This is a genomic window from Anaerolineae bacterium (assembly GCA_013178015.1).
GTDB lineage: Bacteria > Chloroflexota > Anaerolineae > DRVO01 > DRVO01 > Ch71.
Map to the genome: position 1 here is coordinate 1 of JABLXR010000010.1, position 14733 is coordinate 14733.

General features: G+C 65.9%; 11 protein-coding genes. 4 read left to right on the top strand and 7 right to left on the bottom strand.

Features of this window, described 5'->3' with window-relative positions; translation table 11 throughout:
* The 7 genes from HPY83_05110 to HPY83_05140 all read right to left on the bottom strand — a co-directional run.
* Positions 1 to 787 (bottom strand): D-2-hydroxyacid dehydrogenase (locus HPY83_05110; GenBank protein ID NPV07329.1); only part of this gene is annotated, 787 nt, incomplete at its 3' end.
* A 1295-nt stretch (positions 788 to 2082) separates the two neighbouring features.
* A complete protein-coding gene (locus HPY83_05115) occupies positions 2083 to 3348 on the bottom strand; it encodes a PAS domain-containing protein (GenBank protein NPV07330.1) in 1266 nt (421 codons plus the stop codon).
* A 363-nt stretch (positions 3349 to 3711) separates the two neighbouring features.
* Positions 3712 to 4416 (bottom strand): signal peptidase I, encoded by a 705-nt coding sequence (gene lepB, locus HPY83_05120; GenBank protein ID NPV07331.1) that lies wholly within the window; start codon positions 4414 to 4416, stop codon positions 3712 to 3714.
* 458 nt (positions 4417 to 4874) lie between these two features.
* Positions 4875 to 5651, bottom strand: coding sequence for an amidohydrolase family protein (locus HPY83_05125; protein ID NPV07332.1), 777 nt, complete (start codon positions 5649 to 5651; stop codon positions 4875 to 4877).
* The gene (locus HPY83_05130; protein ID NPV07333.1) at positions 5648 to 6418 is read right to left on the bottom strand and encodes an amidohydrolase family protein; all 771 of its coding nucleotides are present in this window, start codon (positions 6416 to 6418) and stop codon (positions 5648 to 5650) included. The genes HPY83_05125 and HPY83_05130 overlap by 4 nt, the downstream gene beginning before the upstream one ends.
* Before the next feature lie 21 nt (positions 6419 to 6439).
* Entirely contained in the window at positions 6440 to 7210 is a 771-nt protein-coding gene (locus HPY83_05135) for an amidohydrolase (protein NPV07334.1), read from the bottom strand.
* Between the two features lie 104 nt (positions 7211 to 7314).
* Positions 7315 to 9855 carry a hypothetical protein gene (locus tag HPY83_05140; protein ID NPV07335.1) on the bottom strand — a complete coding sequence of 847 codons (2541 nt, stop codon included), beginning with the start codon at positions 9853 to 9855 and terminating at the stop codon, positions 7315 to 7317.
* 254 nt (positions 9856 to 10109) lie between these two features.
* On the opposite strand from HPY83_05140, the gene HPY83_05145 reads away from it, so the two are divergent.
* The 4 genes from HPY83_05145 (at position 10110) to HPY83_05160 (ending at position 14716) form a co-directional block, all read left to right on the top strand.
* Complete coding sequence (locus HPY83_05145) at positions 10110 to 10805, top strand: response regulator transcription factor (protein NPV07336.1); 696 nt, start codon at positions 10110 to 10112, stop codon at positions 10803 to 10805.
* 504 nt (positions 10806 to 11309) lie between these two features.
* Positions 11310 to 13970 carry a hypothetical protein gene (locus tag HPY83_05150; protein ID NPV07337.1) on the top strand — a complete coding sequence of 887 codons (2661 nt, stop codon included), beginning with the start codon at positions 11310 to 11312 and terminating at the stop codon, positions 13968 to 13970.
* An 82-nt stretch (positions 13971 to 14052) separates the two neighbouring features.
* Complete coding sequence (locus HPY83_05155) at positions 14053 to 14481, top strand: hypothetical protein (protein NPV07338.1); 429 nt, start codon at positions 14053 to 14055, stop codon at positions 14479 to 14481.
* Positions 14453 to 14716 carry a hypothetical protein gene (locus HPY83_05160; GenBank protein NPV07339.1) on the top strand — a complete coding sequence of 88 codons (264 nt, stop codon included), beginning with the start codon at positions 14453 to 14455 and terminating at the stop codon, positions 14714 to 14716. Before HPY83_05155 ends, HPY83_05160 begins: the two co-directional genes overlap by 29 nt.
* Positions 14717 to 14733 lie beyond the last annotated feature (17 nt).

Here is a 14733-nt window from a genome sequence, read left to right on the forward strand (position 1 = left end):
GCTCGGGGTCGGTCACGTCCAAGCCTGCTCCACCGATCCAGCCTTCCCGCAGCGCCCGGATAAGAGCCTCCTGCTGGATAGTGCCCCCTCGGCCGGTGTTGATGATGATGGCCGAGTTCTTCATGGTCCTCAGCTCGCGTTCGCCGATCATGCCCCTCGTCTCGTGCGTGAGAGGCAAGGTCAGCACCACAAAATCGCCCTGGGGCAGAAGGGTCAGCAGTTCTCCCGGCCCGTACATGGCCTCCACCCCCTTGGCCGGGACGGTGGGATCGCGCCTGACGCCCAGGACCCTCATCCCCAGCGCCGCAGCCATCTCGGCCGTGCGTTCGCCGATTGCTCCCACGCCGATGAGGATCACGGTGCTCCCGGCCAGTTCAAAGGCGGCCGCGCCTTTGGAGCGGCTCCAGTCGTGCCTCTGCTGGGCTCGGATGGAATGATGCAGCCCCCGAGCAAAGGCGAACATGAAGGCCAGGATGTGCTCGCTGATGGGGATGGCGTGCACGCCGGAGGCGTTGGTCAGGATGAAGTCCTTTTGCCTGGCCTCGGGCGTGCGCATGAGCCAGTCGGCCCCGGCGCCCCACTGCTGCATCCAGCGCAGGTTGGGCGCCAGCGCCACCAGCTCTCGCGGCAGCCCGCCGGCAGCGATCTCCACCTCATCCAGAACCGCCTCGATCTCCCGCCGATCGCGGGTCAAGATGAGACGCTTGTCGGGAGCGAGAGCCTTGACGGCTTCCAGCTGTTCCTCAGAGACGGAATCGGGGTCTAACGCGAGCAGAATGGTACCCATCGTCACCTCTTACAGTGGCCTGGATCAGACCCTATGGGATATCGCACCTGGGGCTCAGACGGGGAAGCGAAGGGCGCGCGGCCAGGTCACTGTCGCCCGTCCGCGGCCTCGATGCCGCCAACCCGGAGGCACCACAACGCCGGCACAGGCGACCCGTGCGGGCGCTACCGAGCCGGCCGTAGCCTCCATACCCGATAACTGAGGTACATTATACACCCCAGGGCAACCCCCATCCAGTCGGACGCGCCTCGGGGGTGCCCCGAGCCCCGGGGGGATGGCAGGAAGTGTGCGTGCCTCATGGGTCACGTTGAGCGACGGGTGTGCTAGCGGAGTGAAGCGTCTCGGCTTGCAGACTGGGAGATTCCTCGCTGGCGCTCGGAATGACAGAAGGAGCCAAGTCGTGACACGACTGGAGCAAGCTAATCGGCCCGCCGCCCCAGGGCTGGCGCTCGGAATGACAGAAGGGGCCAAGTCGTGACTCGCCGCCAACGCTGCTCATGACGCAGACAGACACCGGAGGGGCGACAGGAGGCCCCTGTCATGAGGGCCTCCGCCGCAGTGTCATGCCGAACGAAGTGAGGCATCTCCAGCTTCGCCATCGCTTGTCCCCCACCGGCAACACCAGACCCGCAGTGTCATGCCGAACGAAGTGAGGCATCTCCAGCTTCGCCATCGCTTGTCCCCCACCGGCAACACCAGACCCGCAGTGTCATGCCGAACGAAGTGAGGCATCTCCGGCTTCGCCATGACTTGCCCCCCACCGGCAATGCCAGGCCTGCAGTGTCATGCCGAACGAAGTGAGGCATCTCCAGCCTCGCCATGACTTGCCCCCCACCGGCAATACCAGGCCTGCGGTGCCATGCCGAACGTAGTGAGGCATCTCCAGCTTCGCCATGACTTGCCCCCCACCGGCAATACCAGGCCTGCGGTGCCATGCCGAACGTAGTGAGGCATCTCCAAGTCGCGGGTGGAGACCCTTACCTGGGGCCCAGGGTGACTGGGGGAGGGCTCACAGTGGCAGGAGAAAGCGGTCACACCGGCCTCCCCTGCAGTGTCATGCCGAACGAAGTGAGGCATCTCCGGCTTCGCCATCGCTTGCCCCCCACCGGCAATGCCAGACCCGCAGTGTCATGCCGAACGAAGTGAGGCATCTCCAAGTCGCGGGTGGAGACCCTGCGCCGGGTGCCGGCACGCCACGCCTCCGGCTGGGTGTGCTCCGGGCCACCATGGGCGGGGCGTCTGCCGAACGCCTTGGGCTGAAGTCGTGCCCGTCGCCTCGCCGGCCGCGCGGGGCACTACTCGTTCTCGTTCATCTCCGGGTACAGGCGTCTCATGCAGTCGGGGCAGATGGCGTGGGTGAAGCTGGCCTCCGAGTGAGCACGAACGTACTCCTCCACCTGCTGCCAGTACCCCTGATCGTCTCGCACCTTCTTGCAGGAGGCACAGATGGGGATGAGCCCTCGCAGGGTGCGGATGCGCTTCAGGGCCTCCTGGAGCTCCCCAATTAACACTTCCCGCTCGGCCTCGGCGCGCCTACGCGCGGTCACGTCCCTGAGCACCACCACCCACCCCGAGATGCGCGAGTGCCTTCTGAGGGCAGATATCATCACGTCGAAGTGCGCTTCGCCATCGGCGGCGTTGATGGTGACCTCCGAGCGAGACTCGGCCAGGCAGCGGAGCCGCTCGCTCAGGGCGGGCTGTTGGGCGGTCACGTCGGCGCCGCTGCGGCCCACCACCGACGCCGCCGGAAGGCGCAGAAGCCTGGCCCCGGCTGGGTTGAGGTCCACTATGCGACCCTGCTCGTCCAGTACCAGCACCCCGTCACCGATGCCGTCCACCACCTGGCTTCGAGCCGCCGGCACCAGGTCCAGCGTCTGGAAGCGCAGGATACTGAGAACCACTATGAGACCCGAGATGGCGAAGGCTGATGCGGTCAGGTCCATACCAGGCACGGGGCTATGGCCGAATATGTAGGCCAGGTTGGCGGCGAGCGGGAGGAGTACCGCCACCACGAGCGAGACGCCCTGCATTCGGTATATGTAGTGAGAGCGCACGAGCGACTCGGCCAGCACGGCGGTCCCCACCAGCGCCAGAGTATGCGAGTACAGGGCAGCCACGTAGAACCAGGGGCCGTAGCTCTTGCTGATCACCGCGAACGGCCCGGAGGTGTCCAACGAGATGTCGTAGCGCATCAGGCCGTGCCGGCTGTTGGTGGCAACGAGCACCACAGTGACCGCGGGGATCACCACCAGCAGGCCGAGCTTGCGCCTGGTGAGCCAGAGGTCTCGGCCCGTGTAGCGCATGGCGAACAGGAACCAGAGCACCGACACGCTCACGATGCCCGGGTACTCCAGCCCAACCCAAAACGTCTTCCCGTCGAGAGTAGGACTCAGGAGTTCCAGTGCATTGGTGGCTGACCAGTAGCAGCTAGCGACGGCGAGATACAACATGGCCCGGGCCGCAGGGGCCTGCCGGCGCCGCCACACGAGGCTTGCCGTCAGCGCACTCACCACAGCCGCAGTCAAGTGCAGAAGGGCGTAAGGAGTCCAGATCATGTCCACCTAGGCTCCACTTAGGGCGAGCTGCGGGGTTCGGAACCTCGCAGAGCGTGCTGGCCCATCGATGACCGGATCGGCACGGTGATAACCATGAGCTGGCAACAGCTTGGGTTCCGGCGAGAGCCGCCCTGCTCGACCGGCCGCTATCTACCGTCGGCAGCTGGAACTAGGACAACGCAAGAGGGAGACCAGGGCCTCGCGGTGACCATCACAGGCGTAACGCCACCTAGCCCGCAGACCTGGTCCGCATGGGCGCAAATCTACGCCACCTTCCGACCGTTGTCCACCTCGGCAGGAGGCGACACGCGTCGCACTGGGGGCGGGAGCCGCTCCGGCAGTCCCTGTCCGGCTCACGACGGAGCTCGCTCAGCCGTAACCCCCACCTTCGCCGGCAGATGGAGCCGCCGTCGGGGATACCACCTGGGGAATCCCATCGTTCACCCCGCCCGGGGGCCAGATGGAGAACCAGGCCTTACCGATAATGGCAGAGCGAGAGACGGGTCCGAAGAAGCGGGAGTCGTTGCTGTTGTTGCGATTGTCGCCCAGCATGAGATACTGGTCCGGCCCCAAGACCACCGGCCCCCAGACCGAGGCGCTCGATCCCGGAGCCAGGTAAGGCTCGACCAGCTGCTCACCGTTCACGAAGACCCCACCTTCGGAGATGAGAATCTCCTCCCCCGGCAGGCCTATCACCCTCTTGATAAGGATCAGCTCCGGATCCTGGGGGGAGCGAAACACGGCGATGTCCCCCCGGGAGACGTCGCCGATCCGGTAGGCCAGCTTGTTGACCAGCAGGTACTGGCCCTCCTGGAGGGTGGGAACCATGCTGCGGCTGATGACCCTGGTGCTCTGCAACACCGACCGCATGGCCACGAATAGCACTACCCCCAGGAGGATGGTCTCGAGCACCTCCTGCAGCAGGCTGCCTCGACGCTCCTCGCCTGCCTCGGCAGGACCGGGCTCTCCCGGCGTTGGGGGGTGGCCCACGCGCAAGGACTCAGGCGCCAGCTCCCGCCGGGGCCACTCACTCCCCCGCCTGGTGCGCAACTGCTCTCCACTCGGCTCGCGCATAACCTACTTCCGCCCTACAGTCATGCTTCCAGTATAGGGCACCCACTCCGGCTCAACACATCCAACGGGTGGCGGCCGGAGGCACCCACCGGCAGGACACGTCGGCCGGGCGCTTCGCGGCGGTCAGGGTGACAGGGCGGGGCCTGACGGTGACTGGGTGGCGCCTGAGGCCGGCGGAGCGGCGCCGCAGGATGACAGAGGGTGCCTGGGGGCGATGCGCGGGGACCCACCGATAGCCACATCAACCACCTGTCCCCGGCATGCGAGTGCTGCCCAGGGCGGACGCGGTGGTCCGTTCCTACCGGGCGGCTGTCATCGCCTCGAGACGAGCCGGGCTGGCGCATGCGGCACCCGGGATGACACCTGGGGCGTGCCATGGCGTCGTGAGCTCTCGGCCGCGCTTCCGGCCCCGGGTGACGCTGGCAGTGTTCGAGCCGGAGCCGGCCCGGCCATCGGCGCTAGAGGCTGAGCAGGCGCTCCATGTTGCCGTGGCTGATGGCCTCCTTGGTGGCCTGGTCAGCCTCCAGGATCTCTAGCTTGAGCAGGGCCGGCCGCGGGTACTTGAAGGGCATCCCCGTGCCGAAGACGACACTGCCGGGGCCGAAGTTGGCGATCATGGCACCCAGGTTGTTGGCCAGCACCGCCGTCATGCGCGACAGGTCGGCCATAACCTGCCGGCTGCCGTTCCGGTCCGGCTCGAAAGCCAGCGAGGACTCCAGCCCCAGCCCGTTGAGGATGACGAAGCTCGTCCTGGGGCAAGCCTGGACTACCGCCTCGATCTCCGGCACGGTGAGGTTGCGCTCCGTGTCCATCCAGTGCCGCTGCCGCACGTCCACCACTCGCATGGGGAGGGCGATGGGAAAGCCCAGCTCGGTGGCCGCCCCGATCAGTTCCAGGCTGGCGCTATCGGTCAGGTCGTACTGGTGATAGGCGGGGTACAGCCGTAGCCCCCGCATGCCCAGCTCCTCGTGGCAGAGGCGCAGGTTGCGCTGCCAACCGGGGTAGTTGGGGTTGAGGGTGGCGAAGGGGATGAGGCGGTCTCGATGGCCAGCCACCTGCTCCGCTAGCTCCTCGTTGGCCCGGTGGCAGTTCTTGTAGAAGATGCCGTGGATGCTCGCCACCACCGCCGCCTCTATCCCGTTGGCGTCCATGAAGCGCAGCAGACCGGGCACGTCGTTGTGGCGTAGCTGGCGGAACGGCCAGTGCCCCAGCCAGGCATTGGCGTCAATGATCATCTTGCTCTCCTCTGGGACAGTATGGCCAGCGCGTTGCCGGAGAAGATGGCCTCCCGTTGCTCCTCGGTGATCTCCGCGCCCAGCACCTTGCCCACCCCCGCTTCCTCGGACCCATCGCAGGCGAACAACAGCCGGTGCGCGCCCAGCAGGCGCACGGCGTACTCGATCATCCCTTCGTCAATGACGCTCCCGCTGGTATCGGCATAGACGGTAGGAGCGTCGGCCAGAGCCTGCAGGCTCCACTCGTAGTCCCCGCCCCCGCCGATGTGCCCCATTATGAGGATGGCCTCCGGGTAGCGCCGGGCCAGGTCAGCGAAGTGGACGCCATCGGAGATCTTGGGCTGCTGGCGGCGGGTGGCGGTGTCCATGAGGTGCCCGGCGTGATCGAGCACCGGTATGCCCTCCTCGATGGCCTTCTCGATCACCGGGAAGACGGCGGGGTCGTTGATGAAGTACTGGTTATACAGCTTGATACCGATCATGCCCTGGTCCAGGCAGCGGTCTATCTCCTGGAGCGACTCCCGGTACCAGCCGGGTACGACGAAGCACTGCCCCTGGATGCGGTCGGGGTAGAGGTGCATGGCCTCCAGCACCGCGTCGTTGCCCTCCCGGATCGCCTCCGGCTCGGGCATGCCTTGGCCGATGGGCCGGGAACACCACATCTGCTCGATGCCCAGGCGGTCGGCGGCCTCAATCAGGCGGCGACAGTGATCCACGTCCAGGCGGCCGTCTTTCACTCGCACGTGAGAGTGCACATCTATTCGCATGGACCGCTCCTGCAGTGAGACCTACCGTGATCGGCGCCTGCCCAGCAGGCGCCGGGCATTGCCGGAGAAGATGGCTTGTCGTGCTTCCTCGGTCAGGTCGGCGGCCAGAACCTTGCCCACCCCGCCCTCCTCGGTCTCATCGCAGCCGAAGATGAGCCGCTCGACCCCCAGAAGCCGGGCGGCGTACTCCACCATGCCCTCGTCAATGACGCTGCCGCTGGTGTCGGCGTAGATGTTCGGGTGCTCCACGATGGCTTGCAGGCTCCACTCGTAGTCGCCACCGCCCCCGATGTGGGCCATGATTAGAAGGGCCTCGGGATAGCGTGCCGCCAGATCGGCGAAGTGGACGCCATCAGAGATCTTGGGCTGCTGTCGGCGTCCTCTCTCATCCATCGGGTGACCGGCGTGGCAGAGGATGGGAATGCGCTCCTCGATGGCCTTCTCCACCACCGGGAACACTGCCGGATCGTTGATGAGGTACTGGTGGTAGAGCTTGATCCCGATCATGCCCTGGTCCAGGCAGCGGTCAATCTCGGCCAGGGCCTCGCGGAAGTAGCCGGCAACGACGAAGCAATAGCCACGTAGACGGGCTGGGTGCTGGCGTACGGCGTCAAGCACGGCGTCGTTGCGGCGGCGCACTTCGTCGGGCGTACCCATGCCCGTGGTGACGGGGCAAGAGACCCAGGCCTCGTCTATCCCGAGCCGGTCGCAGGCGTCGAGCAGGCGGTCCAGGTCGGTGGCCCTCCGGCGGCCGTCCTCGATCCAGACGTGGGCGTGAGCGTCGATGCGCATGGGCGCTCCTCACGGAATGGTGGTGGTCTGTGACGCCCCAGATTACCCTCAGGTGCGAGTCAGGGCAACGGCTCTGGCCACACATCGAGCTTAGGCGCTGCCGGCTACTCCCCGCCCAGCAGCCCGCTCACCGACAGCGACCTCATCCCCTCCACCGACTCCCGGGGCCCCGTAACCATGATCTCGCAAGGTGCGCCGGGCAATAGCGTCAGGTAGTTGTCGCTCACCGACACCTCCGCGCCGTGCACTAGCCAGAGCCCCCACACCAGATGCTCAGCCGAGAGCAGCAGCCGGAAGCGCTCCTCACCCGGCTCCAAGTCGTCCCCATCCAGAGCCTCCACCTGCCACGCGAGTTCGCCCTTCCCCCATTCCAGGCGGAACCACTCCTCGGTGAGAAAGGCCACGTCCTGGATGGGCTCGCCCTCCGTCGGGGTGAACCGGGCCCAGTAGAACCGCCGCCGACGCTCCTGCTCCGACAGCTCCGGTATGACCAGGTGCGCCAGCCGCTCGGACGACCCCGGTTCCACCGTCAGCCTGCCGCTGTGCAGCACCTCCAGGTCGCTATTGCTGAGGTCGCCCCGCCCGTATTCGAGGACGCCCGGCACCGACTCCATCCGGTCGTTCACCATCCATAGCGACAGCCCGTTATCTCCCTCTATGAGGGAGATCGCCACCGGGGCGAAGGCTCGGCGCACGGCGTAGTACGCCGGCTTGCGGTTGAGATAGTAGTCCACGATGGTCCAGCCGGAGGTGGCGCCCCAGCAGTCGGAGTACATCCAGAACAGGGAGCCCGAGCAGTAGGGCGCTCGCCGCCGGAAATGCCCCAGGGTGTAGCGATAGGCTTCCGCCTGGTAGGCCTGCGCCAGGAGGAGGAAGCTCTCCAGGGGAAGCTCATCCGCATCCCGGCCGAAGTAGCGCCGGATGACGTGGCGCACCACGCCCCGGTCGAAGGTGTTCTCGTGAAGCTGCCAGGACGGTGATCCCAGGCGTACCTCGTCCGCGGGCAGAAACTCGCGCAGAGAAGCTTCCACCGGCGGGGCCAGGAAGCCATACTCGCTGATGAACTTACCCCGGTCGGCGGTGTAGGCCTTGTACCGCGTCCGGACTTCCAGGTCAGCATTAAGGGCGATGTCCCAGGCGTGACGGTCGCCCAGGCGCTCCGAGTTGGCGTCCAGCCCGCCCCACGGACTCGAGGGCCAGTAGAAACGGGTGGGGTCCAGCTGGGCGCAGAGGCGGGGCAACATCTCGTGATAGGTAGGACGGCCGAACCCCGTGGTATGAGGCGCCGACCGCTGGCTCAGCCACTGGTTCTCGTTGTTGCCGCACCACAGCGCCAGGGAGGCCCGGTTGCGCAGCCGTCGGATCACCTTGCCCGCCTCTTCCTCCAGCTGCGCGGCGAAACCAGGGTTGTCATCTGGGATGGCGGAGCAGGCGAACATGAAGTCCTGCCACACTAGAAGGCCCAGGTTGTCGCAGGCATCCCACCAGGCATCATCCTCGTAGATGCCACCACCCCAGACCCGCAGCATGTTGAAGTTGGCCTCTACCGCGTCCTCCAGCAGGGCCCAGTACTTCTCGGGCGTGACCCGGGCCGGGATCGAATCCGCCGGCACCCAGTTCGCCCCCTTGCAGAAGACGGGCTCGCCATTCACCAGAAAGGTGAAGCTCTGCCCCTCATCCTCGCCTAGGTCCTCCTGCACCAGGGAAACCTCCCGCACGCCGAAGCTGAACTCGGTGGAATCCAGCGTCTGTCCACCCACGCACACGTCGCAACGGACGTCGTACAGGTACTGCTCGCCCATGCCGTTGGGCCACCACAGGCGGGGCCAGTCCAGCACCAGCAGGTCACGGATGAGGTTGGGTCCCGGGGCGAGGGTGACCTCCAGCCGCTTGCCCGCCCCATTCTCCCCGTCCAGCGTTAGCTCGACGATCGACTGCAGGTCGCCATCGGCGAGGGACTCAATCTCGTACTGCGCCTGGACCACCGCCCGCCCCTCTTCCAGCAGCCGCGCCGTCAGGTAGACGTCGCGCAGGATCAGGCCCCGATAGGAGTGAAGCTCCACCGGCCGCCAGATTCCCACCGTGAGCAAGCGCGGCCCCCAGTCCCACCCGCCGGTGAACTGGGCCCGGCGTAGCCAGATGCGCTCGGGCATGGTGGCATCCCCGGGCCAGCGGTAGCGCTCCCGCTCCTGCTCCCGGGCCCACCGTAGGCCGGTGTCCAGCCGCACCACCAGGAGGTTCTCGCCCTCGCGCACCAGGTGGGTGACGTCGAAAGAGTGGGGAACGAAGGCGTTGCGGGTCTGCCCCAGGTGGGTACCGTTGAGCCAGACGTCGGCGAAGGTGTCCAGGCCATGGAAGACCAGTTCCATCCGGTCCCCCAGGAAGTCCGCCTCGGGGGTGAAGGAGGTGGAGTACCACCAGTCCCTTTCCTCCATCCAGCCCAAGTCGGCGACGTTCTGGCCCAAGAGGGGCTCGGGGATGACCCCTGCCCGGGCCAGGTCGAGGTGAGCGTCGCCCGGCACCTCGGCCCGGTACGCCTCAGGGCCTTCCACTCCAGACTCATGCCACCGGGCGGCCTCCCCTCGGCCGGCCTCGCAGTGACGCATGGCCCAGTCTCGATCCAGCTCCAGCACCTGGTGTTCCATGCAGCAGGCCCCTTTCCCATGTCGCGATAGCCGGAACCGATGTGGCTCCGATGGAGCGCGTCCGTCCTGGCCCCCAGGATACACTGAGGGCGAGGTGGGGTAAACGTTCGGCAAGCAAGATGACGAACCGCAGGACGCCCTGGACCCCGTCCAGGGCCTTGTGCTGCCGGGCCCAAACCGGTACGATAGTGCCATGTCGGGTAGCAGTCAGCAGCCTCCGCATGCTAGCTGTTGCCGTGAGGGCGGAGGGGCGGATGCCAGCGAAGTTGCTGGTGGTGGAGGACGACCCGGAGATGGCGGAGCTGCTCGCGTCCGCCCTTGACGAGCAGTACCAGGTCGAGCAAGTCAGCGACGGCGAGACTGCGTTGCGTCGCATATCGGAGTCGGTGCCCGACCTGATCATCCTGGATTTGGTGCTCCCGGGGCGGCACGGCATTGACGTCTGCGGCGACATTCGCTCCCTGTGCGACGCCCCCATTCTGGTCGTCTCAGGGCTCACCCACGTTCGGGACCGGGTGCAGGCTCTGCAGGCGGGGGCAGATGACTACCTCACCAAGCCCTTCTCTGTCGACGAGCTCCTGGCCCGAGCCATGGCCCTGCTGCGCCGAAGCCGGATGTACCGTCAGGAAACCTACGATGATGGCGTCATCAGTGTGGATCTGCGCGGTCGGCGGGTGACCCGCTACGGCGTTCCCGTCTCCCTCACGCCGCGGGAGTTCCTCCTGCTCGAGTGTCTGATGCGGGCCGCCGGTCGGGTGCAATCGCACGCGGAGCTGCTGCGCTGTGGCTGGGGCCCCGGCTACGCCAGCGCCCGTGCCTCGCTGCATGTCTACGTACACCGCTTGCGGGCCAAGATCGAGCCCGACCCGGCTAAGCCTCGCTATATCATCTCCGTCGGCGGCGTCGGCTACGTCTTCCAGCCTCAGGACAAGCCAGACGCACGCCGCTAGGCGCCTGCACCCAGAGCACGGGGCTCCTAACTGGCAACGGGTCGTCAGCGGACCCATTCGCACTAGTTGTAAGCTTCCGTTAAGGATGTTGTAAGGAGCGGTGCAGCACAGAGCGATTGACGCTCGTTCCACCCTTCACTAGAATCAGTGGCAGTCACGAATGCCGTGACCCCTCATGCTAACGCTTGGCCAGGCGGCGTTGCCTGTTGCCGCCTGTCCAAGACCGATCCACGGACAGGCAGGGTTGACAGGCGGTAGGAGCCGCGACGAGCACCCCTTGTCCTTCGCTCATAGCAGAGGGGGCCGTGCGCCCTGTCACGCGTCGAGATGTCGGCGCGTACCGCAGAAGGGAGAGAGCGTAGACGCACTAAGCGGGCTGCGCTGGCGGGCCAAGCGTGCCTCGCATGAGAGCACCCTGGCCTCAGTCACCATCGCCCGTCACTTCGGGACCAAACGCATGCCTGTAGCAGTAGCAAAAGAAGTGGAGTTGGAAGGGAGACAATGGTGAACCGTAGAATGAAGTTCCTCGCAGTACCAATGGTACTGGTGCTAGTCGCGTCCTTGCTGTTGGCGATACCTGTATTCGGGGCTTCGGTCACCCCGATTCACATCGAGGACACAGGCAACTTCACCTGTCAGCAGCTCGCCGATCAGTATTCGCCGGGTTCTATCTGGTTTGAGCTCAAGTTCGACCCGAACCCCATCTCTGTAGACCCCACGATCCCGGACACTCTCTCGACGCCGCTGGGATCAGTGACGGTGCTAAATGGGACGGAGCTCGGCTTCGACTGGAGTTCGACTTTCGGTATTGACGCCGTCTTCGTGAAGAATGGCAGGGATGGCCACAACCTCTACATCTATGACTCCGCTGGTGACCCCAACACCGAGTCGTTCGGCGATAGCGGCCTCATGCCGCCGGGGAACAACGCTATCAGCCATATCTCCTTCTGCTACGACTACGAGCTGATTGCCTCTAAGACAGCCAACGCCACCTGGTACAAGACCATCGACTGGACCTTGACCAAAGACGTGACGCCGGCTTCGGCGAGCGCCTTCATCGGTGGCAGTGCCAACTTCGACTACACCGTCACGCTCACCAAGAATGAGACCTTCGGCCCCTACGTAGTAGAGGGCAAGATCTACGTGACCAACCCCGCCCCCTCCCCGGTTAGCTTCAGCGTTGCCGATTCAGCAGGGGGGACGGCCGCCACCGTTAGCTGTCCGACCTACACCTTGGCAGCCGGGGCGAGCACCGAATGTACGTACAGCGTCTCGCTTGCGGGACCGTCAAACGGCACCAACACGGCAACCATCACCAGCAACACGGCCGATGTTGGCGGCACGACAGCCACGGCGGACTACGCCTTCGGTGAGCCTATCCTGAGTGAGGGATCGGAGCCGGAGGAGATCAGCGTCACCGACACCCTAGCTGGTGATCTGGGCTCCTTCTCGGCCAGCGGCACTGCTGAATACAGGCTGACCCAGGACTGCTCCGACGATCCCGATGACTACGCCGGAGACGGGATATGGTCTCAAGACTATCCCAACACCGCCTCCATCAACGAGACCACCGGCGACAGCGATAGCGAGAGCGTGACGCTGACCTGCTACGCCCCGGTGATCACCAAGGACGCGGCTGCCAGTTACGACGAGAGGCACATCTGGGACGTCGAGAAGACGGTTGACCCGGAGAGCCAGGGTGGCTTCCCCGGGGACGAGCTGCCGTGGACCTGGACGGTGACGGTGAGCGAGACCTTCGTCGAGGAGGACTTCGCCGTCAGTGGCACGATCTACGTTGCCAACCCGGCGGGTTCGCCTGGTAACATCACCGTGTCCCTGGTCGACAAGCTCAACGACGGCACCCTCGCCACGGTGGACTGCGGTGGTGGGGCCACGAGCGTAACGGTCGCACCTGGCGCTAGCGCTACCTGCGCCTACACCGCCGCTCCGAGCGGCCGCACTGCCACGCTCAACAAGGCCACCGGCACGTTCAACCGCATCGACTTCGTCGCCACCTACCCGGTCTCCTTCACCAAGAATGTGGTGAACGGGACGGCAACGGTGACGGACACGGAGATCGGGCTGAACGATGATCTGACCGCGGGTGCAGGTCCATGGGAGTCTACCAAGGACTACAGCCACACCTGCTCCACCGACAGGGCCGACTACTTCGTGGACGGCGTCTACACCCAGATAGCAGAGACCATCACCAACTGGGCCTACGTCTACTCGGACGGCGAGGAGCAGGACAAGGACGACGCAGAGACCACCTACACCTGCGACGCCAGCTTCGTGGACATCTACAAGACCACGAACGGCGCCCCGGCCGACCCGACCAAGGACATCCGGTTCGCCCTCTACTCCGGCACGACGCTGCTCTCTACGGTGAGCACTCTGAACCAGGGCTCCGCTCTGGCATTCGCCACCGCCCTGGTGCCCGGCGACGTCTACACCATCTGCGAGTATCCGGTGCCCGCCGGCTACACCTTCGAGATCAGCGTCAACGGCGGCAACGTGCTGACCTACGCCGGACCGCCAGGTGAGACCAACCCCACCGGTGAGATCCAGTGCTTCGATTTCACCGCTCAGTCCAGCGGCACCACGGTGACCTACGATGTCAACAACCGTTACCCCGGTGGCGCCCCGCGCACTCCGGGCTACTGGAAGAACTGGAACCGCTGCACCGGCGGCAACCAGGCAGCCACCGCCGACAAGCTCAATGACTACCTCGGTCCCATTGACGGCGCTGGCGTCTTCCTGCTAAACGACCTGCTGCCACAGACGCTGGGATCGTGGACGGTCGAAACCTGCCAGGTAGGCGTGTACATCCTCGATAGCCGCGACACCTCCGGCAAGAACATGGCGAGCGACGCTGCCTACACCCTGGCGAAGGCTCTGCTGGCCGCGCGCTTGAACCAGGACGCGGGCGCCTGCGTGCCCATGGACCTGACAACCATGTTCCCCGGCGAAACGCGCACCTTCGAGGAAGTACTCACCGCGGCGGATGCGCTGCTCTCTAGTATCAAGTTCAACGGTACGGGCAGCTACCTTGGGCCACAGGTGAAGAAGGACCTGCTCACCAAGCGTAACACAGCCCTCTACCTCTATGGGATCATCGATGCTTACAACAACTCCAAGCTCTGCACCGGCGAGCCGTCCCACTAGGGCACAGCAGCTGTAGCGTAGAGCAACCCACCACCAGGGGCCCGGGTGACCGGGCCCCTCGGCTTTCCGAGGAGACGAGGGGATGGCGACTGGTCCCATCGGTCGCGCCGCTCCTGCGCTGGTCGTCCTCGCCCTGCTCCTCGCCCTGGGCCTCCAGGCCTCAGGCGGGCTCTCGCGAGGGCCAGCACCCACCGCATCTCCCCGTCGGTCGCTAGCGCTGGCGCCCGTGCTGCCGCAATCGACTCCCAGCGCTTCGGCTCCGGCCACCCTGGCTATCCCCGATGCGGCTCGCGCCTCCGACGGCGGGGGCGGTCCGCGCCCGGCCGCCTACTGGGCTCAACGGAACATGTGCGCTCCCGACAACCGCGCCGACGTGGCTCGCGCCAACGGCGGTAGAGAGGCGGGATGGGTCCTAGTGGACGACTTGCTGGCCGACCCGGGCAACCAACCGGGCGACCACCTCCGAGGAGGCCCTGGCCCTCTTGCAGGGGCGCACGCCGCCGGGCATTGAGCCGGCCGACGCTGGCTACCGGCTGGCCGCCGAGCTCAACCTAGGCGCCGGTGCGTGCGTGACGCCGGAAGTTCTGGCGGCGGCGCTTGAGGCCGAGACCCTCTTGGACAAGTACAACTTCGACGGCACCAAGGCTATCTCGGCCAGCAAGGCGGATGTGGCCAAGGCCAACAGCCTGGCGACCTACCTCGACAACTACAACAACGGCATGTACTGCGGCAGCACCACGCCGTAGGGCAGACACCACGACCG

What these genes read in the sequence shown, in the direction of transcription:
- lepB (NPV07331.1), bottom strand. Translation starts at nt 4,416, where the DNA reads ATGCGCGAGCCGAGTGGAGAGCAGTTGCGCACCAGGCGGGGGAGTGAG.
- HPY83_05125 (NPV07332.1), bottom strand. Translation starts at nt 5,651, where the DNA reads ATGATCATTGACGCCAATGCCTGGCTGGGGCACTGGCCGTTCCGCCAG.
- HPY83_05130 (NPV07333.1), bottom strand. Translation starts at nt 6,418, where the DNA reads ATGCGAATAGATGTGCACTCTCACGTGCGAGTGAAAGACGGCCGCCTG.
- HPY83_05135 (NPV07334.1), bottom strand. Translation starts at nt 7,210, where the DNA reads ATGCGCATCGACGCTCACGCCCACGTCTGGATCGAGGACGGCCGCCGG.
- HPY83_05140 (NPV07335.1), bottom strand. Translation starts at nt 9,855, where the DNA reads ATGGAACACCAGGTGCTGGAGCTGGATCGAGACTGGGCCATGCGTCAC.
- HPY83_05145 (NPV07336.1), top strand. Translation starts at nt 10,110, where the DNA reads ATGCCAGCGAAGTTGCTGGTGGTGGAGGACGACCCGGAGATGGCGGAG.
- HPY83_05155 (NPV07338.1), top strand. Translation starts at nt 14,053, where the DNA reads ATGGCGACTGGTCCCATCGGTCGCGCCGCTCCTGCGCTGGTCGTCCTC.